Raw genomic sequence first — 26,112 nt, 5'->3', positions numbered from 1 at the left:
GACGGACCGAGTCTACTCCTTGAACGTTTCCTCGCGCTTGCGGCTGATCGCTGGCAGCAGCACGACGACCATGGCCACGGCGGCGACCACCAGCAGCGTGGCGCTGAGCGGCCGGGTGACGAACACCGAGAAGTCGCCCGACGACATGAGCAGCGCGCGCCGCAGGTACTCCTCCATCATCGGGCCGAGGATGAAGCCGAGCAGCATCGGCGCGGGCTCGCAGTCGAGCTTGCTGAACAGGTAGCCGGCGAAGCCGAAGAAGGCCATCAGGAAGACGTCCCACTCGGTGTTGTTGATGCTGATCACGCCGATCGCGCAGAACACGATGATCACCGGGAACAGCAGGTGGTACGGCGCGGTGATCAGCTTCACCCACATCCCGATCATCGGCAGGTTGAGCACGATCAGGAACAGGTTGCCGATCCACATCGAGGCGATCAGCCCCCAGAACAGCGCGGGCTGCTCGGTCAGCACGGAGGGGCCCGGCTGGATGCTGTGGATCATCATCGCGCCGATCATGATCGCCATCGTCGGGTTGGACGGGATGCCCAGCGTGAGCATCGGGATGAAGGAGGTCTGCGAGCCGGCGTTGTTCGCCGATTCCGGCCCGGCGACGCCCTCGATGGCGCCTTCGCCGAAGGGGATCGGGTTCTTCGACAGCTTCTTCTCGACCGCGTAGGAGGCGAAGGAGGACAGGACGGCGCCCCCGCCCGGCAGGATGCCGAGGAAGGACCCCACAGCCGTGCCGCGCAGCACGGACGGCAGGATTCCCTTGAATTCCCGCCAGGACAGCCGCAGGCCGGACACCGACTTGAGCATCAGGTCGCGCGTTTCCTTCTTTTCGAGGTTGTTGATGATCTCGCCGAGGCCGTAAATGCCCATCGCCAGCACCACGAAGTTGACGCCGTCCGCCAGCCAGTCCTGGCCGAAGGTGAAGCGTTCCGCCCCCGAGTTGACGTCGGTGCCGACGATGCCCAGCAGCAGGCCGAGGAAGATCATGCCCAGCGCATGCAGCAGCGAGCCGTGCGCGAGCACGATCGACACCACCAGGCCGAGGACCAGCAGCGAGAAATACTCGGCCGGCCCGAACTTGAGCGCCATTTCGGCGAGCGGCGGCGCGAACAGCGCGATCACGAAGGTGGCGATGGTGCCGGCGATGAACGAGCCGATCGCCGCCGTGGCCAGCGCCTTGCCGGCCTCGCCGCGCTTGGCCATGGCGTGGCCGTCGAGCGCGGTGATCACCGAGGACGCCTCGCCCGGCAGGTTGACCAGGATGGCCGTGGTCGAGCCGCCGTACTGCGCGCCGTAGAAGATGCCGGCGAGCATGATCAGCGCGGTGACCGGCTGGAAGCTGAAGGTCACCGGCAGGAGCATGGCGATCGTCGCCACCGGGCCGAGGCCGGGCAGCACGCCAACCAGCGTGCCGAGCACGACGCCGACGAAGCAATAGAACAGGTTGGCGAGCGAAAACGCCGTGGTGAAGCCGAGCGTCAGATTAGCCAGGATATCCATGGGGCCCCCTTACATGCCGAACCAGGGGCCGATGATGGCGAACGGCAGCCCCAGCCCCTTGACGAAGATCAGGGCGCTGAACGCGGCGGTCAGCACGGCCAGCAGCAGGGCCGTCCCGATTTTGAACTTGTCGCTGGCCCAGGCGCTGGCGACGACCAGCAGGATCAGCGACGGCAGCAGGCCGGCGCCGCGCACCGTCACGCCGAACAGCACTACGCTGCCGAGCACGAGAGCGATTTCCTTCCAGAAGAACGGGTTGATCCGCTCGCCTCGGCGCGTAAACGCCCGGGCCATCGAGACAACGCCGACCAGGACGAGCAGCGCGCCCAGGATGGTCGGAAAATAGCCGGGCCCCATGCGCACGCTGGAACCCATGTTGTACCCCCCGGCCACCACGATCGCCCCGGCGCCGACCGCGGCGTACATCAGGCCGGAATAGAAATCCTTGGGATGTTTGATCAACAAACTCATATGCAATCCTCGATTCGCCGTCCGCGCGCCGACGGGAACCCGGCCGGCATTTCAGCCGGGTTCTCGTGCTCCGCTTGTCGTCGGCGGCCGCGCGGACGCGGCGGAATGAATCAATCCAGCGTGATCTTGCCGACCTCGATGACCGTCTTCCACTTGGCCAGTTCGGATTGCAGGAACTTGGCGAACTCCTCGGGCGACGTGGCGCTCACCTCGAAGCCCGGATCGGTCAGCTTCTTGGCGGTTTCCGGGTCCTTGAGCGCGGCCATCATGGCGTCGTGGATCGTCTTCTTCACGTCGGCCGGCAGCCCCTTCGGCGCGCCGAGCGCCTGCCACGAGGTCACCACCACGTCCGGGTAGCCGAGTTCGACCATGGTCGGCACGTCGGGCAGCAGCGGCGCGCGCTTCTCGCTGGTCACCGCCAGCGCCTTGAGCTTGCCGGCCTTGATGTGGCCGATCACGTTGTTCAGGTTCTGGAACGACACTTCGGCGTGGCCGGCGACCAGGTCGGCGATGGCCGGACCGCCGCCCTTGTACGGCACGTGGATGCCGGTGGTGCCGGTGGACATCCAGAACAGCGCGGCCGTCAGGTGGTCGGACGAACCCGCGCCCGAGGAGGGAAAGGTCACCTTGTTGGGCTTCTGCTTGAGGTAGGCCACCAGTTCCTTGACGTCCTTGGCCGGCACGCTCGGGTGCGTCACCAGTACGTTCGGCGATTTCACGGCGACGGTCAGCAGGTCGAAGTCCTTGGCCGGATCGTAGGCCAGGTTCTTCTGCAGGAAGGGGTTGGCCGCCCACATGCCGATCGAGGCGCACAGCAGCGTGTAGCCGTCCGGCGCCGAACGCTTGACCTGGGTGGCGCCGATGGCGCCGGTGGCGCCCGGCTTGTTCTCGACGACCACGGGCTGGCCCAGTTTTTCCGACATCTTCGGCGTCATGATGCGCGCCACCATGTCGGTCGAGCCTCCGGGCGGGAAGGGCACGATGATGGTCACCGGCTTGTCCGGATAGGCGGCGTGCGCCCCCGTCACGACGAGCCCCGCGAGCAGGGCCATGATGGTTTTTCTCATGCTGTTGCTCCTCTCCAGTAAAAATCCCGTTTTGCCTTGAACGCGCCCTCGGGATACAAGGCGCGCCTTTCTTTTTTACCTTGATGCCTTGCCGTTCATGGCGCGCCGCCGTCGATCAGGATCGCCCGGAAGTCGTTGACGTTGGTCAGCGTCGGTCCGGTGACGATGGCATCGCCGAGCGCGCCGAAGAAGCCGTGCCCGTCGTTGTCCGCCAGCGCGTCCTTGGGCCGGATGCCCCGCTCCCAGGCGCGCTTGAGCGAGTCCGGCGCGAGGTAGGCGCCGGCGATCTCCTCGACGCCGTCGACCCCGTCCGTGTCGCCGGCCAGGGCGTGCACGCCCGGCAGGCCGTCGAGCGCGATGCCGAGCGACAGCAGGAATTCGACGTTGCGCCCGCCCCGGCCCTGGCCGCGCAGGGTGACGGTGGTTTCGCCGCCGGAGAGCAGCACGCAGGGCGCGGCAAACGGCTGCCCGCGCGTCGCCACCTGGCGCGCCAGCCCGGCCAGCACCTTGCCCGCGTCGCGCGCCTCGCCCTCGATGGCGTCGCCGAGAATGTACGGCGTGACGCCGGCCGCCCGCGCCGCGTCGGCGGCGGCTTCGAGCGCGATCTGCGGCGTGGTGATCAGATGCGTCTCGGCGCGCGCGAGGCGCGGATCGCCGGGCTTGACCGATTCGCCGCGGCCGCTCTCCAGGGCTTCCATGGCGCTGGCCGGCAGGTTCATCCCGTAACGCTTCACCAGCGCCAGCGCGTCCGCGCAGGTGGTCGGGTCGGGCACGGTCGGGCCGGAAGCAATGTCGATCGGGTTGTCGCCGGGCACGTCGGAGATCAGCAGCGTGACCACGCGCGCCGGATGGCAGGCCGCGGCCAGCCGCCCGCCCTTGATCGCCGACAGGTGGCGGCGGACGGTGTTCATCTCGCAGATGTTGGCGCCCGAGCGCAGCAGTTCGCGGTTGACCGCCTGCTTGTCGGCGAGCGAAATGCCGTCGAGCGGCAGGGTGAGCAGCGCCGAGCCGCCGCCGGAGACGAGGCAGACGACGGTGTCGTCCGCCGTCAGGCCGGCGACCGCGCCGAGAATCCGCCGCGAGGCCGCGAGTCCCGCCTCGTCCGGCACCGGGTGCGCGGCTTCGAGGATTTCGATGCGCCGGCACGGCACGCGGTAGCCGTAGCGGGTGACCACCGCGCCGGACAGCGGACCGGGCCAGTGATCCTCGAAGACCCGGGCCATCGCCGCCGAAGCCTTGCCCGCGCCGATCACCACCAGCCGTCCGCGCGGCGGCTCGGGCAGGAACTTCGGCAGGCACAGCGCCGGCTGGGCGGCCGCAATGGCCGCATCGAACAGGCTGCGCAGCAGCGCGCGCGGATTCTGGGTGCTCATGCCGGTCGCGTCAGGCTTTCTGCCCGATCTCGAAATCGGCCATCAGTTCGAGGGCGCGCACCAGGCCGGAGTGGTCCCAGGCGGCACCGCCGTGCGCGGCGCAGCTGTTGAACAGTTCCTGCGCCGTCGCGGTGTTGGGCAGCGACACGCCGATGGCCCGGGCGCTCGACAGCGCCAGGTTGAGGTCCTTCTGGTGCAGTTCGATGCGAAAGCCCGGGTTGAACGTGCGCTTGATCATGCGCTCGCCATGCACTTCGAGGATCTTCGACGAGGCGAAGCCGCCCATCAGCGCCGCGCGCACCTTGGCCGGATCGGCGCCCATCTTCGAGGCGAAGAGCAGCGCCTCGCCGACCGCCTCGATGTTCAGCGCCACGATGATCTGGTTGGCCACCTTGCAGGTCTGTCCGTCGCCGTTGCCGCCGACCAGGGTGATGTTCTTGCCCATCAGATCGAACAGCGGCCTGACCTTCTCGAACACCGCTTCTTCTCCGCCGCACATGATCGAGAGCGTGGCGTTCTTGGCCCCGACCTCGCCGCCCGAGACGGGCGCATCGATGTAGTCGCAGCCGAGCGCGTTGATGCGTGCGGCGAATTTCTTGGTTTCCACCGGCGAGATGGAACTCATGTCGACCACGATCTTGCCGGCCGAGAGACCCTCGGCGATGCCGTTCGGGTCGAACAGGGCGGCGGCGACGTGCGGGGTGTCGGGGACCATGGTGATGATCACGTCGGCGTGCTGGGCGACCTCCTTGCCCGAGGTGCAGGCTTTACCGCCGGCCTGCACCAGCGCCTCCGGAATGCTCGGGATGCTGTACAGGAAAACCTCGTGCCCGCCCTTGATCAGATGTTCCGCCATCGGCGTGCCCATGATGCCCAGTCCCACGAATCCTACCTTGCTCATCGTCTGCTCCTGTTCAAGTAAAGCGCGGCGTTCGCCGCGGGTGTTCAAAACATGTGCTGCGCGCGTCGTCCGGGATCAGGCGAACTTGTCGCGCAGGGCCTGCGTGGCGTTGCGGAAGACGCCGAGATCGCTGCCCACGGCGACGAAGGAAATGCCCATTTCGAGGTAGCGGCGCGCGTCGGCCTCGGCCGGCGCCAGGATGCCCACCGGCTTGCCGTGCGCGCGGACGCTGGCATGGACGCGCCGGATCACCTCCTGCACTTCCGGATGCGCGGGATTGCCGATGTGCCCCATGGTGGCGGACAGGTCGCCCGGCCCGATGAACACGCCGTCAACACCCTCCACGGCACAGATCGCGTCGATCGCCTCGACGCCGGCCATGTTCTCGATCTGCACCATCACCGCGATGTTGTCGTTGACCACCTTGAAGTAGTCCTTCACCGTCCCGTAGCGGTTGTTGCGCTGCGACACGGACAGGCCGCGCACGCCCTGCGGCGGGTAGCGCGTGGCCGCCACCGCCGCGCGCGCGTCGTCGGCCGACTGCACGAAGGGGATCAGGAAATTGTGGAAGCCGGCGTCGAGCAGGCGCTTGATCTGCACCGTGTCGTTCCATTGCGGCCGCACCACCGGCGCGCTCGGGCTGTCCTTCAGCGCCATCAGCTGCGGCACGAGGCTGAGCACGTCGTTGGGCGAGTGCTCGCCGTCCATCAGCAGCCAGTCGAAGCCGGCGAGACCGAGCACTTCGGTGGTGATCGGGCTGCCCAGCGAACTCCAGCAGCCGATCAGCTTCTTGCCGGCGATCAGGTCCTGCCGGAATTTGTTCGGGAAGGCGGTGTAGGGTGGTTTCTCGCTCATGGTGATTTCCCTCAGCGCACCAGGCACGGGCGCTTGTTGTCGAATTTCCAGCCGGGGATCAGGAACTGCATGGCCGCCGCGTCGTCGCGCGCGCCGAGGCCCATGGCCCGGTAGGCCTGATGCGCCTTGTCCACTTCGGCCAGGTCGATTTCCAAACCCAGGCCGGGCTTATCCGGCACGCGGATCAGGCCGCCCTCGATCGGGTACGGCGCCTTGGTCAGGCGCTGGCCGTCCTGCCAGATCCAGTGCGTGTCGATGGCGGTAACCTTGCCCGGCGCGGCGGCGCCGACGTGGGTGAACATCGCCAGCGAGATGTCGAAGTGATTGTTCGAGTGCGAGCCCCAGGTCAGCCCGAACATCTCGCACAACTGGGCGACGCGCACCGAGCCCTGCATGGTCCAGAAATGCGGGTCGGCGAGCGGGATGTCGACCGACTGCAACTGGATCGAATGGGCCAGTTGCCGCCAGTCGGTGGCGATCATGTTGGTCGCGGTCGGCAGCCCCGTGGCGCGGCGGAACTCGGCCATCACCTCGCGGCCCGAGAAGCCGGCTTCCGCGCCGGTCGGGTCCTCGGCGTAGGCCAGGATGCCGTGCTTGTCGCGGCACAGGCGGACGGCCTCGGCCAGCGACCAGGCGCCGTTCGGATCGAGCGTGATGCGTGCCTCGGGGAAGCGCTCGTGCAGGGCGACGATCGCCTCCATCTCCGCGTCGCCGGAGAGCACGCCGCCCTTCAGCTTGAAGTCGTTGAAGCCGTAGCGTTCGCGGCTGGCTTCGGCCAGGCGGACGACGGCCTCCGGCGTCAGCGCCTCCTCGTTGCGCACGCGGAACCAGGCGTTGTCCGCGTCCGGCTCGCCGCGGTAGCCGAGCGTGGTCTTGTGGCGGTCGCCGACGTAGAACAGGTAGCCGAGGATTTCCACGGCCTGCCGCTGCATGCCTTCGCCGAGCAGCGCGGCGACCGGCACGTTCATGAACTGGCCGAGCAGGTCGAGCAGCGCCGATTCGACGGCGGTCACTGCGTGGATGGCGATGCGCAGGTCGAAGGTCTGCAGGCCCCGGCCGCCCGCATCGCGGTCCGCAAACGCGGCGCGCATGGCGTTGAGGATGGCGTTGTACTCGCCGAGCGTCTTGCCGACGATCAGGGCACGCGCGTCCTCGATGGTCTGGCGGATCTTCTCGCCGCCCGGCACCTCGCCGAGGCCGGTGTTCCCGGCGCTGTCCGTGAGGATGACGATGTTGCGGGTGAAGAACGGACCGTGCGCGCCCGACAGGTTGAGCAGCATGCTGTCCTGCCCGGCGACCGGGATGACCCGCAGTCCGGTGATGGTCGGCGCGCCGCTGATCCGTTGCTGTGCTGAACTCAAGTTGCCCTCCGGAATTCGGTTTTCGGTTGCTGGCCTGGCGAGCCGATGTTTTTATTGTGGCCGCCTCGTCGTAGGTCGTCAGACGACGTATTTCGCAGTATAATGAGCGCCAGGAGAATTGCAATAGGTCCACCGCCACTCATCGACACGGGAATCATCATGAGCGCCTTCAAGACCCCCACCCTGCCGCGCCGGCGCTCGGTCAGCCTGGCGCACGAAGTCATGAACGACCTGCAGGAGAGGATTCGCAGCGGCCGCTACAAGCCGGGCGAGAAGCTGCCCACCGAGCCGGAGGTGATGGCCGAACAGGGCGTCAGCCGCACCGTCGTGCGCGAGGCCATCTCCCGCCTGCAGGCGGCCGGGCTGGTCGAGACGCGGCACGGCGTCGGCACCTTCGTCCTGCCGGCCATGCGCCAGGGGGCGCACCCGCTGGATTTTTCGACCGTCGTCACCATCCGCGACGTGCTGGCCATGCTCGAACTGCGCATCAGCCTGGAGACCGAGGCCGCGGGACTGGCCGCCAGCCGGCGCACCGACGAGCAGCTGCAGCGCATGCGCGAGGCCGTGCAGGCCTTCGAGGAAGGCGTCGCCCGCGGCGAAAGTTCGGTCGAGGCGGACTACCAGTTCCACCTGCAGATCGCGCTGGCCACGCACAACAAGTACTTCGAGGATTTCTACCGCCACCTCGGCACCTCGACGATCCCGCGCACCCGACTCGACACCTCGCAGTTCTCGGCCGAGCCCGGCCAGAGCTATCTCTTCCGCACCAACCGCGAGCACGAGAACATCCTCGACGCCATCGCCCGCCAGGACCCGCAGGCCGCCAGCGCCGCGATGCGCATGCACCTGACCAACAGCCGCGAACGCCTCAAGCGCGCCAGCGAAGCCGCCGGACTGGAGTGACGGCCGTCGGTCCGCATAAAATCAGTCGTCTGATGACTTGACCAGCCGGATTTCCCCTCGCGCAGGCGGCCGGCGTCCGCCAGGAAGCCTTGGAATCCGGGTCCCGCGCCAGCCAACAAAACGATATACGGCCGCAGGCGAACGGATTAGAATTCGCGCTTACCGAAATGGAATGCGAGTCCACAATGGCGAAAAAAGCTCCGTCGAAACCCGCCGTGCCCCTCGTCAGCGCGGCGGTGCGGGTGCTTGCCGTGCTGGAAAAACTCTCCCATCAGCGGATGATCGGCCTGGAAGAACTGTCGCGCGAGATCAAGCTGGCCAAGCCGACCGTGTACCGTTTCCTGCTCACCCTGCAGGAGCTGGGCTATGCGCGCCGGACCGAGAACGACCGCTGGGCGATCACGCTCAGGATGTTCAACGTCGGCTCGCGCGCGCTCGACCACCTGGACCTGCACGCCGCCGCGCGCCCGGTGGCCGAGGAGCTCGCGGAGGAACTCGGCGAAACGATCCACATGGGCGTGCTGGACGGCGATTCCGCGGTGTACGTGCTGAAGATCGAATCGAAATACCACATCCGCATGTACTCGCGCGTCGGGCGGCGCATGCCCTTGTATTGCACGGCGATCGGCAAGGTGCTCCTGGCCCACATGACCGACGAGGAGCGCGAGGCCGCGCTGAAAGGCGTCAAGCTGCTGCCCATGACGCAGAACACCATCACCTCGCACGCGGCGCTCGACGCCGAGATCGCGCAGATCCGCCGGCAGGGCTACGGGCTGGACAACGCCGAACGCGAGGAGGGGCTGCACTGCATCGGCGCGCCCATCTTCGACTACACCGGCGCCATCGTCGCCGCGCTTTCCGTGTCCTGGCCGAGCTTCCGCTACGAGCGCGGCGACGAGGCGGAAAAGATCGAGCACGTCAAGGCGGCGGCCGCACGCATTTCCGCCACCCTGGGTTGCGAAGCGCGGTAACGGCGGCACGCCGCGCGGTCGATGTGCCGCTAAAAATAAAAAATGGAACATCGTTCCGAAATCATTGAACACACGGCAAACCTGGTGTAAAGTTCCGTCTGTCAGGTGGTCAGGCCAAGGCGTCCGTTCGCGGAGTGCTGCCACCATGCCGCCCGCGCCCGCACTTCCCGCCGGCGCGGAGTGTCTTATCACGGTGATCTCATTTTGGACGAAGCAACGATGAGCAAATTTTTCTTTCACGACGCCGAGATCGATCTCGAAACGCTTGAAGAAGGCCGCGTCAGCCGGAAAATCCGGGCGCACGACGGCGGCCTGATGATGGTCGAGGTGATGTTCAAGTCGGGCGCGATCGGCTACGAGCACCGCCACGTCCATGAGCAGGTCTGCTACTGCCTGGAGGGCGAATTCGAATTCACCATCGAGGGGCAGACCACCCGCCTGCGGCCGGGCGACTCGGTGTACATCCCCCCGTCCGTGCTGCACGGCACGGTCTGCCTCGGCGAAGGCCGCCTGCTCGACGTGTTCACGCCGCAGCGCGAGGACTTTCTCAAGAAATAACCCGGAGGACGATCAATGAAACTCGACATGCGTTACGGGCATCATCCCGAAGACGTCAAGCACTACGACACCGAGGCCCTGCGCCGCCACTTCCTGGTGGAGAAGGTCTTCGTCACCGGCGAGCTGACGCTCGTCTACACCCACGTCGACCGCGTCGTCTTCGGCGGCGCCGTGCCGACCACGCAGGCGCTGGCGCTGGAAGGCGGCAAGGAATTCGGCACGCCGAACTTCCTCGACCGCCGCGAACTCGGCGTCGTCAATCTTGGCGAACCGGGCCGCGTCATCGTCGACGGCAAAGCGCAACCGCTGGCCAACGGCGACGGGATGTACGTCGGCATGGGCGCCAAGACCGTCGCCTTCGAGAGCGACAACCCCGCGCAGCCCGCCAAGTTCTATCTCATCAGCTGCCCGGCGCATGCCACGTACCCGACGGTGCACATCCCCCGCGCCAACTCCAACCCCAAGAAGCTGGGTTCGCCGGAAACCAGCAACGTGCGCACCATCTACCAGTACGTGCATCCGGCGGTGTGCAAGAGCTGCCAGCTGGTCATGGGCGTCACCGTGCTCGAACCGGGCAGCGTGTGGAACACCTACCCGCCGCACACCCATGAGCGGCGCATGGAGGTCTATCTCTACTTCGGCATGGCGGAGAGCACCCGCGTGTTCCACATGCACGGCCAGCCGACCGAGACGCGCCACATCGTGATGGCCAACGAGCAGGCCGTCATCTCGCCGTCGTGGTCGATCCATTCCGGCGTCGGCTCCGGCGCCTACTCCTTCGTCTGGGGCATGGCCGGCGAGAACCAGACCTTCGACGACATGGACACGCTCGGCCCCAACGACCTCAGATAAAGGACGCCTTCATGAACGGAATTCTCGACGCCTTCAAGCTCGACGGCAAAGTCGCCATCGTCACCGGCTCGGAACGCGGCCTCGGGCGCGGCATGGCCACCGCGCTGGCCCAGGCCGGCGCGGACATCGTCGGCGTGACCTACGTGGCCGACGCGCCGGAAACCGCCGCCGCGGTGCAGGCCGCCGGCCGGCGCTACCTGCACGTGCAGGCCGACCTGTCGAGCCTCGAACCGATCCAGCGCATCGTCGACACCGCGCTGCAGGAGTTCGGCCACATCGACATCCTGGTCAACAACGCCGGCATCATCATCCGCAACGACTCGGTCGATTTCACCGAGAAGGAGTGGGACGACGTGATGAACATCAACCTGAAGGCCGCCTTCTTCATGTGCCAGGCGGTGGCGCGCCAGTTCATCAAGCAGGGAAGCGGCGGCAAGATCGTCAACGTCGCCTCGATGCTCTCGTTCCAGGGCGGCATCCGCGTGCCGTCCTACACGGCGTCCAAGAGCGGCGTGAAGGGCATCACCATGCTGCTGGCCAACGAGTGGGCCAAGCACGGCGTCAACGTGAACGCCATCGCGCCGGGCTACATGGCCACCGACAACACCACCCAGTTGCGCGCCGACGAAGCGCGCAGCGCGGAAATCCTCGGCCGCATCCCGGCCGGGCGCTGGGGCCTGCCGGAAGACCTCGGCGGCGCGGTCGTCTTCCTGGCGTCGAAAGCCGCCGACTACGTCAACGGCTACACCATCGCGGTCGACGGCGGCTGGCTCGCCCGCTGACACGTCTGCAACCGCAAAACGGCTGGCGGCCGCCAGGCCGTCAGCGCAGCGCCGGGCACCCGCCCGGCGTTTTTTTTGCCTGGACAAGCCTCCGCGCCGGCACCGCCCGAACGACGATCGGCGCATGCCGGAAATGACGCTCGCCAAACAAATGTTGTTGACATAACACAAATGTAATATATAGTGCGATGGCAGCATCATCAGCGCCTTTCGTCATAATCACCGTGGAGTGTCCGCAAATGAAAAGATTCCTCGTCCCCCTGCTGCTGTCCCTGGCAATGTCTCCGGCATTCGCCCAACAGGCCCAGAAAAAGGCCAGCTACCGCTTCGTGGTCGTGCCCAAGGTCGTGCATCCCTGGTTCGACGCGGTCAACACGGGCGCCAAGGCGGCGGCGAAGATGATCGAGGAGCAGACGGGCGCCAAGGTGACCATCGACTACCGGGCGCCGCAGAAGGCGGACGTCGTGGAGCAGAACCAGATCCTGGAGCGCGCCATCGCCACCAAGCCGGACGGCATCATCGTCGACCTGCTCGACGGCAAGGGCAACAAGGCCGTGCTGCAGGAGGCGCTCAAGCGCAGGATTCCGGTCGGCGTCTTCGATTCGGTGCCGCCCGAGGGCATGGAGCTGACCAGCATCGGCGCCGACTTCTGCGAGCAGGCCAACATCGCCGCCGAACGCCTGGTCAAGCTGATCGGCGGCAAGGGCGAGGTGGCGATCATGATGGGCGTGCCGACCGCGCCCAACCACGCCATCCGCGCGCAATGCCACGAGAAGACCTTCGCCAGATACCCGGAGATCAAGGTGGTCGCCAAGGGCATCGACAACGACGACATCGAAACCGCGCAGAAGCAGGCCGCCGCGATCATGCAGGCGCATCCGAACCTGAAGGGCTGGGTAGCCTGCGACGCGGCCGGACCGGTCGGCATCGGCCAGGCGATCAAGGAGGCGGGCAAGGTCGGCAAGGTGATCGAGGTCGGCCTCGACGACCTGCCCGAGATGGTGCAGTTGATCAAGGACGGCGTGGCCGAATCATCCTCGTCTTCCAAGCCGGAAATGCAGGGCTACTGGTCGGTCGTCACGCTCTGGCAGAACGCGCTCGGCATGAAGACGCCCAAGTACATCGACACCGGCATCGCGGTCATCACCAAGGACAACCTGAAGACGTACAAGTAAAACCGCTCCCGGCCCGCCGCAGCCCGGCGGGCCGGGACGCGCACGACAGGAGTCCTCATGGCGTTCATCGAGACGAGCGGCATCGTCCGCCGCTTTCCCGGCGTGGTCGCGCTGAACGGCGTCAGCCTGGCCATCGAACTGGGGCAGGTGCACGTCCTCGCGGGGGAGAACGGCGCCGGCAAATCGACGCTGGTCAAGATCCTGACCGGCACCTACCGCCCGAGCGAAGGATCGCTCCGGATCGACGGCGGCGACCCGCTGGCGCATCCGGAACTGTTCGACTACGTCGCCTACGTGCCGCAGGAACTCAGCCTGTTCGAGCACATGACCGTGGCCGAGAACCTGTTCATGCCTTTCGGCAAGTCCGGCACGGGCGGCCTGCGCATCGACTACGCGGCGCTGAACCGCGCGGCGACGGAGTACATCGAGCGCTTCGAGATCGGCGCGCGCCCCGGCCAGCGGGTGAAGGACATTCCGGTGGCCGACCGGCAGCTCGTGCAGATCGCCCGCGCCTCGACCCAGCGCAGGTTCAAGGCGATCATCCTCGACGAGCCGACCTCGTCGCTGACCGCGAAGGAGACCGAGCGCCTGTTCGGCATTGTCCGGCAGTTGCGCGACACGAACCATGCCGTCGTCTTCATCTCGCACAAGATGGACGAGATCTTCGCCCTGGGCGACGTGGTCACCGTGCTGCGCAACGGCGAGAACGTCGGCACGCGCGCCATGCGCGACCTCGACGCGCGCGAACTGATCCGCATGATGTCCGGCGAGGAGATCGCGATCGACCGGCAGTTCCAGCCGCAGGCCGCACCGGGCGAGGAAATCCTGCGCGTACGCGATCTCTGCGGGCCGCGTTTCCACGACGTGTCGTTCGCGCTGCGCCGCGGCGAAATCCTCGGCTTCGCCGGGCTGGTCGGCGCCGGCCGCTCGGAGGTGATGCAGACGATCTTCGGCTTTCTTCCCGCACGGGGCGGCACGGTCGAGGTCGAGGGGAAACCGTGGCCGCTGGGCGACACTAGCCGGTCGACGCGCAACGGCGTGCTCTATCTCTCGGAGGAACGCCGCATGCACGGCATTTTTCCCTTGCTCGGCGTGCGCGAGAACGTCGGCATCGCGCTCCTCGACCGGCTGTGCGGCGCGCCCGGCGTCATCTCGCGGGAGAAGGAAACCCGGGCCGCGCGGGAAGTGATCGACACCTACGCGGTCAAGACCGCCTCCCTGGACCAGGCGATCATGTTCCTCTCCGGCGGCAACCAGCAGAAAGTCATCATCGGCCGCGCCATGCTGCGGCGGCCCCGGCTGCTGATCTTCGACGAGCCGACCAAGGGCATCGACGTCAGGACCAAGGCCGAAATCTACCGGCTGATGAAGCAGCTGGCCGAGCAGGGCGTCGGCATCATCCTCGTCTCGTCCGACATGGAAGAACTGCGCAAGTGCGCCAGCCGCATCGTCACCATGTACCGCGGCACCGTCAACGGCGAATACGTCACGGCGGCCACCACCAACCAGCAACTCGTCGCCGCCATTCTCGGGGCGCGGGAGGAACACCCGGACCATGCCTGAAAACAGCTTTCCGCAACGGCTGATGCGCAACCCACTGAGCGGCGTCGTCGGCGCCCTGCTGCTGATCTTCGTCGCCTCCAGTCTGCTTTCCGAGGCCTTCCTCGACGCCTACAACCTGTCGATCATCGCCCGCGCGCTGGCCTTCGTCGGATTGATCACGCTCGGCCAGTCGATGCTGCTGGTCCTCGGCGAACTCGACCTCTCGCTCGGCATGATCGCCGGCCTGTCGGCCGTGGCCGGCGGCCTGCTGATGGTCGACGGCGGCCTGCCGCCCGCCGCGGCGATCCTGCTCTGCCTGGCGGTCGGCGGCTTGTGCGGGCTGGCGAACGGCCTGCTGGTCACCGGCCTGGGCCTGCATTCGCTGGTGCTCACCATCGGCATGAGCGGCGTCTACCTGGCCTTCAAGCTCGGCTTCACCAAGGGCGCGGCGATCACCGGCATTCCCGAAAACATCTACTTTCTTGGCCAGTCCAGCCTGTTCGACCTGCTGCCGGAAAGCCTGCAAGAAGCGCTGGCCGCCTCGCCGTTCCTGCAGGGCGCGCTGGCAGCCGTGCCGCTGCCGACGCTGATCATGCTGCTATGTCTGGCGATCGTCGCCTTCGTGCTGGCCCGGACGCCCTTCGGCCGCTACATGTACGCCGTCGGCAACAACAAGGCGGCGGCGCAGATCCTGGGCATCCGCGTCGACCGCGTGCGCGTGGTCGTCTTCGTCTGCGCCGGCATGCTCGCGGCCCTGGCCGGCATCCTGATGGTCGCGCGCATGGGCACGGCGCAGCCGTCGATCGGCGAAAACTGGGTGCTGCCCTCGATCGCCGCGTCGGTCATCGGCGGCGTGTCGACCACCGGCGGCGTCGGCGGACCGATCGGCGCGATCCTGGGCGCGGCCATCGTCAACATCATCGAGAACATCATCATCCTGGTCGGCATCGACACCTACTGGCAAAGCGGCGTCAGCGGCGCCGTGGTGGTCGTCGCCATCTCGGTGGACGCGCTGTCGCGCCGCTTCCTGCGCAAGGACGGCTAGCGCCGCGCCACCAGGAACAGCCGGCGGAACGGAAACAGCGTCCGGCCGTCCGGCCGGACGGGATAGGCCTCGCGCAGGCGCCGGGCGTAATCCTCCTCGAACACCGGGCGGTCGGTCTCGTCCAGCGCGTCGAGGAACTGCTTGAGCCACGTGCCCTTGGTCCATTCCTTCACCGGGTCACGGCCTTCCAGCACCTGCAGGTACTGCGTCTCCCATACGTCCATTTCCGAGGCCAGCGGGGCGACGAGGTCGTAGTAATACTCGGGCGGCGCCACGGGCGACGGACGGACGAGATGCGCCAGCCGGTCGCGCCACGGACCGGCGCGCAGCGTTTCCCAGATCAGCGTGTGCGACGGCTCGCCGAAATTCCGCGGCATCTGCGCGGCCAGCACGCCGCCCGGCGCCAGTTGGCGCATCAGCCGGGGGAACAGCGCCGCGTGATCGGGCAGCCAGTGCAGGGCCGCGTTGGAGTAGATCACGTCCGCCGGCTGTTCGGGCGTCCATGCGGCGATACTGCGGCATTGCCAGACGATGCCCGACGCCTCCCTGGCCGCCTGGGCGAGCATCGCCTCCGAATCGTCGACGCCGACGATCCGCGCCGCGGGCCAGCGCTGCGCGAGCATGCGCGTGACGTTGCCGGCACCGCAGCCGAGGTCGTAAACCGTGGCCGGCGCCGCGACCGCCACGCGCGCCAGGAGATCCTGCGCCGGACGGAAGCGCGGCGCGGCGAATTTCAGGTACTGCTCGGGATTCCACATGGTTCGTCCTCTCGGTATCCGCAATCGACGGCGCTCATGATACCGCCCGCCGCGCGGAGGAGCTCAGCCGGCCATGTGTTTGCGCATCAGGATGCCGTCGAAATACCGGTCGCCGATCCGGGTGTCGCGGTCGAGCACCGCCATGGTTGCGAAACCGGCCTTCTCGTACAGCCGGCGCGCCGGCGCGTTGTCCGCGCGCACCATGAGATAGACGATCTCGATCACCGACGCGGCGCGGACCCGGTCGAGGGCCGCGCGCAGGACGAGTTCCCCGAGGCCCCGTCCCCGCGCCGCGCGGGCGACGCCCATGCCGAGGTCCGCGGTATGCCGCAACCTCGCCTGCTTGCGGGGCCGCACGACGACGTAGGCCACCGGCCGGCCGTCCACCTCCGCCGCCAGCGCCACCGCGCCGGGCACGTGGCCGAGCGCGGCCACGTCGCCCGCGAGGCTGCGCGGGTCCGGATACTTCTCCTCCAGGGTTTCGCTCATCGCATCCGACGACGCATAGACGTCCGCGAACAGCGCATGCAGGTCTTCAGCGGAGAAACAGCGCAAGTCCCTGACCACCGGCTCCGGCGCGCTCATGGCTGCTCCTTGCGTGGACGGACCGTCACTGCCGGACGCCGAACACGCCGCGCCAGAGCGCGCGCACGCCACGGAAGGCGCGCGGCAGGAACCACGCCAGGAACAGGACGAACAGCCCCAGGACGACGATGAACGCCACCGGATGGGCGATGGCCGCCCACAGCCCGGAGGCGACCAGCGCATCCTCGCCGAGGGACGCGGTGAGGTTCGAGAACGGCTCGGGCGAGGTGTTGATCAGCGCGCGCCCGCCGGATTTGGCCACGTGCGTGCCGGCCGTCAGCGTGCCGCCCAGCAGGCCGGCGGCGGCCATCCAGACCGGATCGTGATCGCCCAGGGCCAGCGCGGCGAGCAGCGCGCCGGCCGGAATCCGGATGAAGGTCTGGATGCCGTCCCACGCCGAGTCAACGGCCGGAATCTTGTCGGCCAGGAACTCGACCACGAACAGCAGGCCTGCCAGCCCCAGCAGCCATGGATTCTGGAGGATCTGCAAGGTCTCCGGGAGCTGCAGGTAGCCCAGGCGGCCAAGCAGCCCCGCCGCCAGGATCACGGCATAGAGACGCAGGCCGCTGGCCCAGGCCATGCCGCCGGCGAGGGCGACGGATTGCACCAGATCCACGATTCAGGACTCCCGATGGCGAACTGGGCCCGCGGCGGCCGGCGACCGCCGCCCCGGCTCAGGAGGTCTGCCGCAGCTTCCCATAGATCACGAGCAGCAGAATGGCGACGACCACCGAGGCGATGAACCCCGCGCCCTCGCCGGCCTGATACCAGCCGAAGTACTGCCCGATGACGCCCGCGAAAAAGGAGCCGCCGATGCCGAGCAGGATCGTCATGACGAAGCCCATGTTTTCCTTGCCCGGATGGATGAATTTGGCGATGACGCCGATCACGAAACCGAGAACGATGGTCCACAGAATGCTCATAGGAGGCCTCCGAAGTTGAGAAGAGTGCCGCGACGGGCGCACGCGACGCTAACGATGACATTGCGCCCGGCCAAAGGTTCTTGCCGGCCCCGGCCGGCGGGCGTCGCCGACCAGCATACGCCTGCCGCCGCTCCCGGCGCCATTTCGATGAACCCGGCGGGCCAGGCGCGGGTCGAACGGCCCGAGCCTTGCCTGAGGGGTGCATTTCCTTTAACTTAGGTGGCTCTTTAGGGGTGCCGCGCCGGTTTCCTCGTTCCATTCCGGCGCAGCTGAGACAGTCCCTTTGAACCTGTACGGGTAATGCCGTTGTAGGGAAAGAAAGCCATCGCGTCATCGCATTCTTTTGCTCCTGCCTCGCCATCCCTTGCGTGTTATCGATCTCGACGTGCGCGTAGCGCGTCGTTTTGCAAGGAGACATTCATGAACGCCAACGAAAAATTCACGGCGGCCTCGGCCCACGTGGACGAAGCCGTCATCACGCCGCTGCCCAACTCGCGCAAGATCTACGTCGAGGGCAGCCGGCCGGACATCCGCGTGCCGATGCGCGAGATCGCGCAGGCCGACACGCCGACGGCCTTCGGCGGGGAGAAGAATCCGCCGGTCTTCGTCTACGACTGTTCCGGCCCCTACGGCGACCCGCAGGCCGCGATCGACGTCCGCCACGGCCTGCCCGCGCTGCGTGCCGGCTGGATCGCCGAGCGCGGCGACACCGAGGAGCTGCCGGACCTGACTTCCGAATACGGCCGCCAGCGCGCGGCCGACACCTCGCTCGACGAACTGCGCTTCCCCGGCCTGCACCGGAAACCGCGCCGCGCCAAGGCGGGCCGCAACGTCACGCAGATCCACTACGCGCGGCAGGGCATCGTCACGCCGGAGATGGAGTTCATCGCCATCCGCGAGAACAACAACCGCCGCGCCTACGTCGAGTCGCTCAAGGCTAGCGGCCCGCAGGGCGCCCGGCTGGCGGCGCTGATGACCCGCCAGCATCCCGGCCAGCATTTCGGCGCCTCGATCCCCGAGGAAATCACGCCGGAATTCGTGCGCTCGGAAGTCGCGCGCGGCCGCGCCGTGATCCCGGCCAACATCAACCACCCGGAAGCCGAGCCGATGATCATCGGCCGCAACTTCCTGACCAAGATCAACGCCAACATCGGCAACTCGGCGCTCGGCTCCAGCATCCAGGAGGAAGTCGAGAAGATGACCTGGTCGATCCGCTGGGGCGGCGACACGGTGATGGATCTTTCCACCGGCAAGAACATCCACGAGACGCGCGAGTGGATCATCCGCAACTCGCCGGTGCCGATCGGCACGGTGCCGATCTACCAGGCGCTGGAAAAGGTCAACGGCAAGGCCGAGGAGCTTTCCTGGGAAATCTTCCGCGACACGCTGATCGAACAGGCCGAGCAGGGCGTCAACTACTTCACCATCCACGCCGGCGTGCTGCTGCGCTACGTGCCGCTGACCGCCAGCCGGATGACCGGCATCGTTTCGCGCGGCGGCTCGATCATGGCCAAGTGGTGCCTCGCGCATCACAAGGAGAGCTTCCTGTACACGCACTTCGAGGAGATGTGCGAGATCATGAAGGCCTACGACGTGGCCTTCAGCCTCGGCGACGGCCTGCGCCCCGGCTCGATCTACGACGCCAACGACGAGGCGCAGATCAGCGAGCTGAAGACGCTCGGTGAGCTCACCGACATCGCCTGGAAGCACGACTGCCAGGTGTTCATCGAGGGCCCCGGCCACGTGCCGATGCACCTGATCAAGGAGAACATGGACCTGCAGCTCAAGTACTGCAAGGAAGCCCCGTTCTACACGCTCGGCCCGCTGACCACCGACATCGCGCCGGGCTACGACCACATCACCAGCGGCATCGGCGCGGCGATGATCGGCTGGTACGGCACGGCCATGCTCTGCTACGTGACGCCCAAGGAGCACCTCGGCCTGCCGGACAAGGACGACGTCAAGGAAGGCATCATCACCTACAAGCTGGCCGCGCACGCCGCCGACCTGGCCAAGGGCCATCCCGGCGCGCAAATCCGCGACAACGCCCTGTCGAAGGCGCGCTTCGAATTCCGCTGGGACGACCAGTTCAACCTCGGCCTCGACCCGGACAAGGCGAAGAGCTTCCACGACGAGACGCTGCCCAAGGAATCGGCCAAGGTCGCCCACTTCTGCTCGATGTGCGGCCCGCACTTCTGCTCGATGAAGATCACCCAGGACGTGCGCGACTTCGCGGCGGCGCAGGGGCTCGACGAGAAGGCGGCGCTGGAGAAGGGAATGGAAACGAAGGCGGTGGAGTTCGTGAAATCGGGCGCGGAGGTCTATCGCCCGGTGTGAAGCCTTTGGCGTGAAAAGAGGATGCGGGCCGCGCATGCGGCCCGCGTCGTTTCCGGGCTCCGGAAGCATCCGGACAGGGCGCCGGAAACACGCATGAAACCCGGCTGTCCGGCGGCCGGGGCGCGATCCCGCCACTGATACCTTTTCAGTATCGAGCGGCCCCAAAATGGTATTTGATCTCCTCCGGCCGAGAAACAAGAATGGCGGCATGACGGTTCCATCGAGCCGCGCGGACCAGGACAGGAGGAGGCAGTGGTTTCCACGTATGTTGCGCAGGCGGACGCGACGCAGCGCCGGCTTTTCCCCGGAGCGTACAGCGATCCGATATTCGACGAGCACAACACGGCGGTCGCCGCGTTCTCCGCGATGCTGAACGTCTTCTTCAGCGAGGACTATCCCGAGCCCGGCGTGCACGACGATCACGAAGGCTTCTTCGTCGTCGGCGGGCGCGGAAGGATGATGCTCGACGGCGTCGAATACGAGCTGGCGCCCGGCAGCGCGATGGTCGCGCCGGCCGGCGTGCGCCACGCGATCAGGAAGGTCGGCGACGAGGACCTGCGCGTCTTCATCTACCACTTCCCGAAGTGAATCAGGAACGAATCATGGCCACGAAAAAATTCCACTTCACCGCCGGCGAGACTTTCGAACGTCTGCAGCCCGCCGATCTCGGGCTCAAGTACACCAGCCTGCAGCGCTTCGAGATCGGCCAGCCCGGCGGACCGGACAGCGTGCGGATCGAGAGCACCGGCGAAGAGCTCTGCCTCGTCGTCGTGGCCGGCCGGCTGGCGTACCGCCACCAGGATCGGGCCGGTGCCGCGGCGCTGGGCGATGTGCTGTACCTGCCGATCGACAGCCGCATCGAGCTGTCCGGCGGACCGGCCGCGGTCGTCCGCTTCGGCGCGCCGTGTGCGCGCATGACGCGCTTCGTCCACGTGCCGTTCAGCGAGGTCGATGCGGACGAGCGGCACAAGGTCTACGGGACGCCGGCATCGGGCACGCGGCGCGACGTCTGGAACTTCATCGACGAGCAGTTCGATTCGAGCCGCTTCCTGGTCGGCATCTGCCACGGCGCGCCCGGCGGCTGGACCGCCTGGCCGCCCCACGAGCACGGCGACAAGCGCGAGGAGACCTACGTCTATTTCGACATGGGCAACGGTTTCGGACTGCAATGCGTGTACGAGGACATGGATGGGGCCAAGGCCGTCGCGCTGGTCCGCGACGGCGACGTGGTGGCCATCCCGCAGGGCTACCATCCGAACGTCGGCTGCCCGAAATCGGGCATCCGCTACGTGTACTGCATGGTCAGCCTGCAGGCCGAGGACCGTAATTTCATGGACCTGCGCACGCAGCGGATTTTCGGCGAACGACTGGAGTGACCGCGTGAACGCCTCCCGGATCATCAACGCGCCCTCGCTGGCCAACTGCAGCTTCATCGAATTCGGCCGCCAGGTCGAGGAACTGGCGCAGGGCGGCGCGCACTGGTTCCACGTCAACGTCATGGACGGGCACTACGTGCCGAACCTCTGCTACCCGGTGCGGGTGGTCGGCGAACTGAAGCAGCGCTACCCGGCGATGCAGACCGACGTGCACCTCATGGTCACCGATCCGATGAGCTATCTGCCGCAGCTCAAGGCCAACGGCACGGACTGGGTCAGCTTCCACATGGACGCGACGAATTTCTCGCGCCGCACGCTCGCCACGATCCGCGAGATGGGCATGAAGGCCGGCGTGGTCATCAACCCCAGCCAGCCGGTCGGTGTCGTCGAGCCGGTCATCCACCACGTCAACTACGTGGTGCTGATGACCGTCGAGCCCGGCTATCCGGGCCAGCAGTTCATGGTCGACAGCCTGCCGCGCGTGTCCGAGCTGGCGGCGCTGCGCGAGAAGCACGGCCTGGATTTCCTGATCTCGATCGATGGCGGCGTCGACTACCCCAACGCGATCGAATGCGCGCGGCGGGGCGCCGAGGTATACATCACCGGAATATTCACGGTCTTCCGCCAGCCGGACGGCATCGTCGAGGCCTGCCGGCGCTTCCAGCGCACGCTCGAAGCCGCGGTCGGCCTCTGACCCGCCGGCGCCGCGCTCAGGTGCGGAATTCGCGCACCGTTTCCAGCAGCGCCCGCAGGAGCGGCGACTGTTCGTCGTTGCGGTAGGCGCATTGCAGTTCGATCGGCGACTCGGCGCCGGAACGCAGGGGGCGATAGACGACGTTCGGCAGCTGCAGGTTCTTCAGCGAGGTGGGTACGATCGCCGTGCCGAAGCCGCCCGCGACCATGACCACCGCCGAAATCATGTCGCGCGACTTCTGCACGACGATCGGATCGAAGCGGTGCTTCTCGAACAGCGCCTTCACCGCCACGCTGGGGATGACCTCGCCGATGATCGGCTCGTCGCGCAGCTGTTCCATGTCGAGGCAGGGCAAGGCGGCCAGCGGGTTGCGCGCGTTCAGGGCGACGCACAGCGGCTCGCTGTAGACGCGCTCGATGCGCAGCCCCCGCGATTCCGGCAGATAGCGTTCGAAGGCGATCAGGATCTGGCCGCGGTGCAGCGCCTCGATCTGGCGCCCCTTGTTGAGCGTGTGCAGCACGACCTTGACCTCGGGGTTCCTGGCCGTGAACGTGTTGAGAATCTCCGGGATGATGTTGAGCATCGCCGACCCGAAGACGCCGACGTCCATCCGCCCGACGCGGCCGCGCCCCGCCTGCCTGGCGTGCTCCTTGACGAGTTCCACGTGCGACTTGATGTCGCGGGCGTGATTGAGCAGGTAGGCGCCGACCTCGGTCAGCGTCACGCCCCATTTCGTGCGGGTGAACAGCAGGACGCCGAGTTCTTCTTCGAGCGCGTGGATCTGCCGCGTCAACGGCGGCTGCGAGATGTGCAGCCGTTCGGCGGCGCGCCCGATGTGCTGCTCCTCGGCGACCGCGATGAAATATTTCAGCTGTCGTATGTCCATGCTCATGCGCCCGGCGGGACCGGCCCGCTCCGCCCGGCTCGGGAAGCGCGGCCGGCAGTCCCGGCCGGAGTAGATACCATATTCGCGGACGGAACTCAAAAGGCCGGCGCCTCCGCAGGCGTGCGGCGGCCCGGGGCGCGAAGCCCCTGAGCCGCCGGGGATCGGCCGGGTTACTGGGTATTGACGATCTTCTGCACCAGCGCCTTGAGTTCGGGCGTCGGCGAGAAGCGGTCCCACACCGGCTTCATGGCGGTGACGAATTCCGCGCGGTTCGACGTCGTCGACGAAGGTCGCGCCGGACTTCTTGGCGGATTCCTTGGCGGCCAGTTCCTTTTCCGTCCACAGCTTCGTGAAGTAGCCCACCGAGTCCTTGGCAGCCTTGCGGATGATCGCCTGCTCGTCCTTGGACAGCGTGTCCCAGGTCTTCTTGGAAAAGACGATGACGTCGGGCGCCATGACGTGCTGCGTTTCGCTGTAGATGGGGGCCGCCTCGTAGTGCTTCGACGTCTCGTAGGAGGGATAGTTGTTTTCGGCGGCGTCGACCAGGCCGGTCTTCAGCGCCGTATACACCTCGGCGTAGGGAATCGGCGTGGCGCTGCCGCCCATGGCGGAGACGATCGACACCCACAGGTCCGACGGCTGCACCCGCACCTTCAGGCCCTTGGCGTCGGCCAGCGTGCGGATCGGCTTCTTGGCGTAGAGCGAACGGGCGCCGGCCTCGTAGAAGCACAGCCCGACCCAGCCGGCCTTGTCGAAGGCCTGCAGCATCTCGTCGCCGAGCGGGCCGTACATCACCTTGCGGAAATGCTCGATGTCGCGGAACAGGAACGGGAACGAAGGCACCAGCGATTCCGGCACGATGCCGTGAAACTCCGAGGTCGATACGCGGGTCATGTCGAGCGCGCCGATCTTCACCTGCTCGATGGCGTCCTTGCCGGAACCGAGCGAGCTGTTGCCATAGACCTTGACGTCGTACTTGCCGTTGGTCGCCGCCGCAATCTGGCTGCCCATGAACTTCATGGCCAGCACCGTCGGATAGTCCATCGGCTGATTGTCCGCGGCGCGGAAGTCGCGGGCCGAAGCGGACGCTCCCGCCAGAAGCATGGCGGATGTGAATGAGACGCACAGCATGTTGCGGATTTCCATCGTTCCTCCCAGCATCAAGTTGGACACAACCAAGCTTCGCCGCCGCCCTTTTCTGGCTTCCGGGCTGATGGCGGAGCGCGAAACGCTGCGTGCCGTGCGCGTGGTCGCTCCGGCCGGCGCGGGGCGGATCGCCCGTCCCGCGTGCGTCCGGCCGCTGCCGGCATGAGGTCGATTCTTGTCTTGGCGGCAGGGAAAGACAAATACCATTTAAATCGCCGTTCAATACCGAAAAAGTATCAAAGTCCGCGCCCGCCGGGGTTCGACTCCTACCCCTTCAAGAAGGAGGCCGGGTGGGGGATGGGGTATTCGGTGCGGGGAATTCCGCTGTTTGCCGGCATTTGCCCCATCCCCACCCCAGCCCTCCCCTTGAAGGGGGAGGGAGGGTGCACGTTCAGGCGACGGCCCTGCGCGCCATCCCGCGCCGACCCTGACGGTTCGGCGGGCTGCTAGAATCTCCGCTTTGCCCGCGCAGGCCGCCCCGCCATGTCCACCGACTACCTCGAGAAGATTCTCAACGCCCAGGTTTACGACGTCGCCGTGGAAACGCCGCTCGATGCGGCGCCGGGGCTTTCGGCGCGCTCCGGCAACACGGTGCTGGTCAAGCGCGAGGACATGCAGCCGGTGTTCTCGTTCAAGCTGCGCGGGGCGTACAACAAGATCGCCGGGCTCTCGTCCGAGCGCCTGAAGCGCGGCGTGATCTGCGCCTCGGCGGGCAATCACGCGCAGGGCGTGGCGCTGGCCGCGGCGAAGGTCGGCTGCCGGGCGGTGATCGTGATGCCGACGACCACGCCGGCGATCAAGGTCGACGCGGTGAAGAACCTCGGCGGCGAGGCGGTGCTGGCCGGCGATTCGTTCGACGAGGCCTACGCGCACGCGCTGGAGCTGGAAAAGGCGGAAAAGCTCACCTTCGTGCATCCGTTCGACGATCCGGAGGTGATCGCCGGGCAGGGCACCATCGGCATGGAAATCCTGCGCCAGCACGCCAAGCCGATCCACGCCGTGTTCTGCGCCGTCGGCGGCGGCGGGCTGATCTCGGGCGTGGCCGCCTACATCAAGCGCCTGCGTCCGGAGACGCGGGTGATCGGCGTCGAGGCGACGGACGCCGACGCCATGGCGCAGTCGCTCGAAGCCGGCCGGCGCGTGCGCCTGAAGCAGGTCGGCCTGTTCGCCGACGGCGCCGCGGTGAAATACGTCGGCGAGGAGACCTTCCGCCTGTGCCGCCAGTACGTCGACGAAATCGTGCGCGTCGACACCGACGCCATCTGCGCGGCGATCAAGGACGTCTTCGAGGACCTGCGCGCGGTGCTCGAACCGGCCGGCGCGCTGGCCATCGCCGGCGCCAAGGAGTACGCCGCCCGCAATCGCCTGCAGGGCAGGACGCTGGTCGCGGTGGCCTCCGGCGCCAACCTCAATTTCGACCGCCTGCGCTTCGTCGCCGAGCGCGCCGAGGTCGGCGAGCGGCGCGAGGCGGTGCTGGCGGTGACGCTGCCCGAGCGCCCCGGCTCGTACAAGAAATTCGTCGCGCTGATCGGCCGGCGCAACATCACCGAATTCAACTACCGCTACAACGATCCGCGCGAGGCGCACGTGTTCGTCGGCGTGCAGGTCGCCTCGCGCGCCGAATCGCTCAAGCTGGTCGAGCTGCTGCAGCGGCACGGCTATCCCACGCTCGACCTGACCGACGACGAGATGGCCAAGCTGCACATCCGGCACCTGGTCGGCGGCCACGCGCCGCGGGTCGACCACGAGATCGTCTACCGCTTCGAATTCCCCGAGCGGCCGGGCGCGCTGATGCATTTCCTCAACCAGATGAGCTCCGGCTGGAACATCAGCCTGTTCCACTACCGCAACCACGGCGCCGACTACGGGCGGGTGCTGGTCGGCATGCAGGTGCCGCCCGACGAGATGGGCCAGTTCAAGGCCTTCCTGAAGAACCTGGGCTACGCGCACTGGAACGAGACCGGCAGCGCCGCCTACCGGCTGTTCCTCGGCTGAGCGCCGGCGGCCGGCGCGCACAGGCTTTTACGACGACAAGGAGA

At 67.1% G+C, this 26,112-nt stretch carries 25 protein-coding genes and 1 riboswitch; of the genes, 13 read left to right on the top strand and 12 right to left on the bottom strand.

Annotation, left to right across the window (positions count from 1 at the left end; genetic code table 11):
* Nucleotides 1-12: 12 nt before the first annotated feature.
* From QM701_RS12975 to gudD, 7 genes are all read right to left on the bottom strand, one after another.
* Nucleotides 13-1,512, bottom strand: coding sequence for a tripartite tricarboxylate transporter permease (locus QM701_RS12975; protein WP_415167468.1), 1,500 nt, complete (start codon nt 1,510-1,512; stop codon nt 13-15).
* A gap of 9 nt (nt 1,513-1,521) precedes the next feature.
* Nucleotides 1,522-1,983: a tripartite tricarboxylate transporter TctB family protein gene (locus tag QM701_RS12970; RefSeq protein WP_415167467.1), complete on the bottom strand. Its 462-nt coding sequence runs from the start codon at nt 1,981-1,983 to the stop codon at nt 1,522-1,524.
* A 110-nt stretch (nt 1,984-2,093) separates the two neighbouring features.
* Entirely contained in the window at nt 2,094-3,050 is a 957-nt protein-coding gene (locus QM701_RS12965) for a Bug family tripartite tricarboxylate transporter substrate binding protein (protein ID WP_415167466.1), read from the bottom strand.
* A gap of 95 nt (nt 3,051-3,145) precedes the next feature.
* Nucleotides 3,146-4,423 (bottom strand): glycerate kinase type-2 family protein, encoded by a 1,278-nt coding sequence (locus QM701_RS12960; RefSeq protein WP_415167465.1) that lies wholly within the window; start codon nt 4,421-4,423, stop codon nt 3,146-3,148.
* A 10-nt stretch (nt 4,424-4,433) separates the two neighbouring features.
* The gene (gene glxR / locus QM701_RS12955) at nt 4,434-5,372 is read right to left on the bottom strand and encodes a 2-hydroxy-3-oxopropionate reductase (RefSeq protein ID WP_415167464.1); all 939 of its coding nucleotides are present in this window, start codon (nt 5,370-5,372) and stop codon (nt 4,434-4,436) included.
* A 27-nt stretch (nt 5,373-5,399) separates the two neighbouring features.
* Nucleotides 5,400-6,179 (bottom strand): 2-dehydro-3-deoxyglucarate aldolase, encoded by a 780-nt coding sequence (gene garL, locus QM701_RS12950; protein WP_415167463.1) that lies wholly within the window; start codon nt 6,177-6,179, stop codon nt 5,400-5,402.
* Between the two features lie 11 nt (nt 6,180-6,190).
* Nucleotides 6,191-7,540, bottom strand: a complete 1,350-nt coding sequence (gudD, locus tag QM701_RS12945) for a glucarate dehydratase (RefSeq protein WP_415167462.1) — start codon at nt 7,538-7,540, stop codon at nt 6,191-6,193.
* Nucleotides 7,541-7,699: 159 nt separating this feature from the next.
* On the opposite strand from gudD, the gene QM701_RS12940 reads away from it, so the two are divergent.
* From QM701_RS12940 to QM701_RS12905, 8 genes are all read left to right on the top strand, one after another.
* Nucleotides 7,700-8,443: a FadR/GntR family transcriptional regulator gene (locus QM701_RS12940; protein ID WP_415167461.1), complete on the top strand. Its 744-nt coding sequence runs from the start codon at nt 7,700-7,702 to the stop codon at nt 8,441-8,443.
* A 215-nt stretch (nt 8,444-8,658) separates the two neighbouring features.
* Entirely contained in the window at nt 8,659-9,414 is a 756-nt protein-coding gene (locus QM701_RS12935) for an IclR family transcriptional regulator C-terminal domain-containing protein (RefSeq protein ID WP_415167460.1), read from the top strand.
* Between the two features lie 219 nt (nt 9,415-9,633).
* Nucleotides 9,634-9,972, top strand: a complete 339-nt coding sequence (locus QM701_RS12930; protein ID WP_415167459.1) for a cupin domain-containing protein — start codon at nt 9,634-9,636, stop codon at nt 9,970-9,972.
* Nucleotides 9,973-9,987: 15 nt separating this feature from the next.
* A complete protein-coding gene (gene kduI, locus QM701_RS12925; protein WP_415167458.1) occupies nt 9,988-10,824 on the top strand; it encodes a 5-dehydro-4-deoxy-D-glucuronate isomerase in 837 nt (278 codons plus the stop codon).
* Between the two features lie 11 nt (nt 10,825-10,835).
* Nucleotides 10,836-11,606 (top strand): 2-dehydro-3-deoxy-D-gluconate 5-dehydrogenase KduD, encoded by a 771-nt coding sequence (gene kduD / locus QM701_RS12920; protein ID WP_415167457.1) that lies wholly within the window; start codon nt 10,836-10,838, stop codon nt 11,604-11,606.
* 239 nt (nt 11,607-11,845) lie between these two features.
* Nucleotides 11,846-12,781, top strand: coding sequence for a substrate-binding domain-containing protein (locus QM701_RS12915; RefSeq protein ID WP_415167456.1), 936 nt, complete (start codon nt 11,846-11,848; stop codon nt 12,779-12,781).
* 57 nt (nt 12,782-12,838) lie between these two features.
* Nucleotides 12,839-14,344 (top strand): sugar ABC transporter ATP-binding protein, encoded by a 1,506-nt coding sequence (locus QM701_RS12910; RefSeq protein WP_415167455.1) that lies wholly within the window; start codon nt 12,839-12,841, stop codon nt 14,342-14,344.
* Complete coding sequence (locus QM701_RS12905) at nt 14,337-15,368, top strand: ABC transporter permease (protein WP_415167454.1); 1,032 nt, start codon at nt 14,337-14,339, stop codon at nt 15,366-15,368. Before QM701_RS12910 ends, QM701_RS12905 begins: the two co-directional genes overlap by 8 nt.
* Here QM701_RS12905 and QM701_RS12900 read toward each other — a convergent pair.
* The 4 genes from QM701_RS12900 to QM701_RS12885 form a co-directional block, all read right to left on the bottom strand.
* Nucleotides 15,365-16,126 carry a methyltransferase domain-containing protein gene (locus QM701_RS12900; protein ID WP_415167453.1) on the bottom strand — a complete coding sequence of 254 codons (762 nt, stop codon included), beginning with the start codon at nt 16,124-16,126 and terminating at the stop codon, nt 15,365-15,367. The genes QM701_RS12905 and QM701_RS12900 overlap by 4 nt on opposite strands.
* Before the next feature lie 63 nt (nt 16,127-16,189).
* Nucleotides 16,190-16,711 carry a GNAT family N-acetyltransferase gene (locus QM701_RS12895; RefSeq protein WP_415167452.1) on the bottom strand — a complete coding sequence of 174 codons (522 nt, stop codon included), beginning with the start codon at nt 16,709-16,711 and terminating at the stop codon, nt 16,190-16,192.
* 25 nt (nt 16,712-16,736) lie between these two features.
* Nucleotides 16,737-17,327 carry a DUF4126 domain-containing protein gene (locus QM701_RS12890; RefSeq protein WP_415167451.1) on the bottom strand — a complete coding sequence of 197 codons (591 nt, stop codon included), beginning with the start codon at nt 17,325-17,327 and terminating at the stop codon, nt 16,737-16,739.
* A gap of 58 nt (nt 17,328-17,385) precedes the next feature.
* On the bottom strand, nt 17,386-17,634 hold the full coding sequence (locus tag QM701_RS12885) for a GlsB/YeaQ/YmgE family stress response membrane protein (RefSeq protein WP_415167450.1): 249 nt from the start codon (nt 17,632-17,634) through the stop codon (nt 17,386-17,388).
* 219 nt (nt 17,635-17,853) lie between these two features.
* Nucleotides 17,854-17,966, top strand: a riboswitch (TPP riboswitch).
* Nucleotides 17,967-18,054: 88 nt separating this feature from the next.
* On the opposite strand from QM701_RS12885, the gene thiC reads away from it, so the two are divergent.
* From thiC to QM701_RS12865, 4 genes are all read left to right on the top strand, one after another.
* Nucleotides 18,055-19,971, top strand: a complete 1,917-nt coding sequence (gene thiC, locus QM701_RS12880) for a phosphomethylpyrimidine synthase ThiC (RefSeq protein ID WP_415167449.1) — start codon at nt 18,055-18,057, stop codon at nt 19,969-19,971.
* A gap of 252 nt (nt 19,972-20,223) precedes the next feature.
* Nucleotides 20,224-20,559 carry a cupin domain-containing protein gene (locus QM701_RS12875; protein ID WP_415167448.1) on the top strand — a complete coding sequence of 112 codons (336 nt, stop codon included), beginning with the start codon at nt 20,224-20,226 and terminating at the stop codon, nt 20,557-20,559.
* Between the two features lie 14 nt (nt 20,560-20,573).
* Nucleotides 20,574-21,347, top strand: a complete 774-nt coding sequence (locus QM701_RS12870; protein ID WP_415167447.1) for a 5-deoxy-glucuronate isomerase — start codon at nt 20,574-20,576, stop codon at nt 21,345-21,347.
* A 4-nt stretch (nt 21,348-21,351) separates the two neighbouring features.
* A complete protein-coding gene (locus tag QM701_RS12865; protein ID WP_415167446.1) occupies nt 21,352-22,041 on the top strand; it encodes a ribulose-phosphate 3-epimerase in 690 nt (229 codons plus the stop codon).
* 16 nt (nt 22,042-22,057) lie between these two features.
* Here QM701_RS12865 and dctP read toward each other — a convergent pair whose 3' ends face one another.
* A complete protein-coding gene (dctP, locus tag QM701_RS12860) occupies nt 22,058-24,073 on the bottom strand; it encodes a TRAP transporter substrate-binding protein DctP (RefSeq protein WP_415167445.1) in 2,016 nt (671 codons plus the stop codon).
* Between the two features lie 483 nt (nt 24,074-24,556).
* Here dctP and ilvA point away from each other — a divergent pair, with 483 nt between their 5' ends.
* Nucleotides 24,557-26,068 (top strand): threonine ammonia-lyase, biosynthetic, encoded by a 1,512-nt coding sequence (gene ilvA, locus QM701_RS12855; protein WP_415167444.1) that lies wholly within the window; start codon nt 24,557-24,559, stop codon nt 26,066-26,068.
* The last annotated feature ends 44 nt before the right edge of the window (nt 26,069-26,112 follow it).

Origin of the sequence: Propionivibrio sp., from assembly GCF_047602565.1 — a bacterium.
Classification (GTDB): domain Bacteria; phylum Pseudomonadota; class Gammaproteobacteria; order Burkholderiales; family Rhodocyclaceae; genus Propionivibrio.
This window is presented reverse-complemented; position numbering and strand designations above follow the sequence as displayed.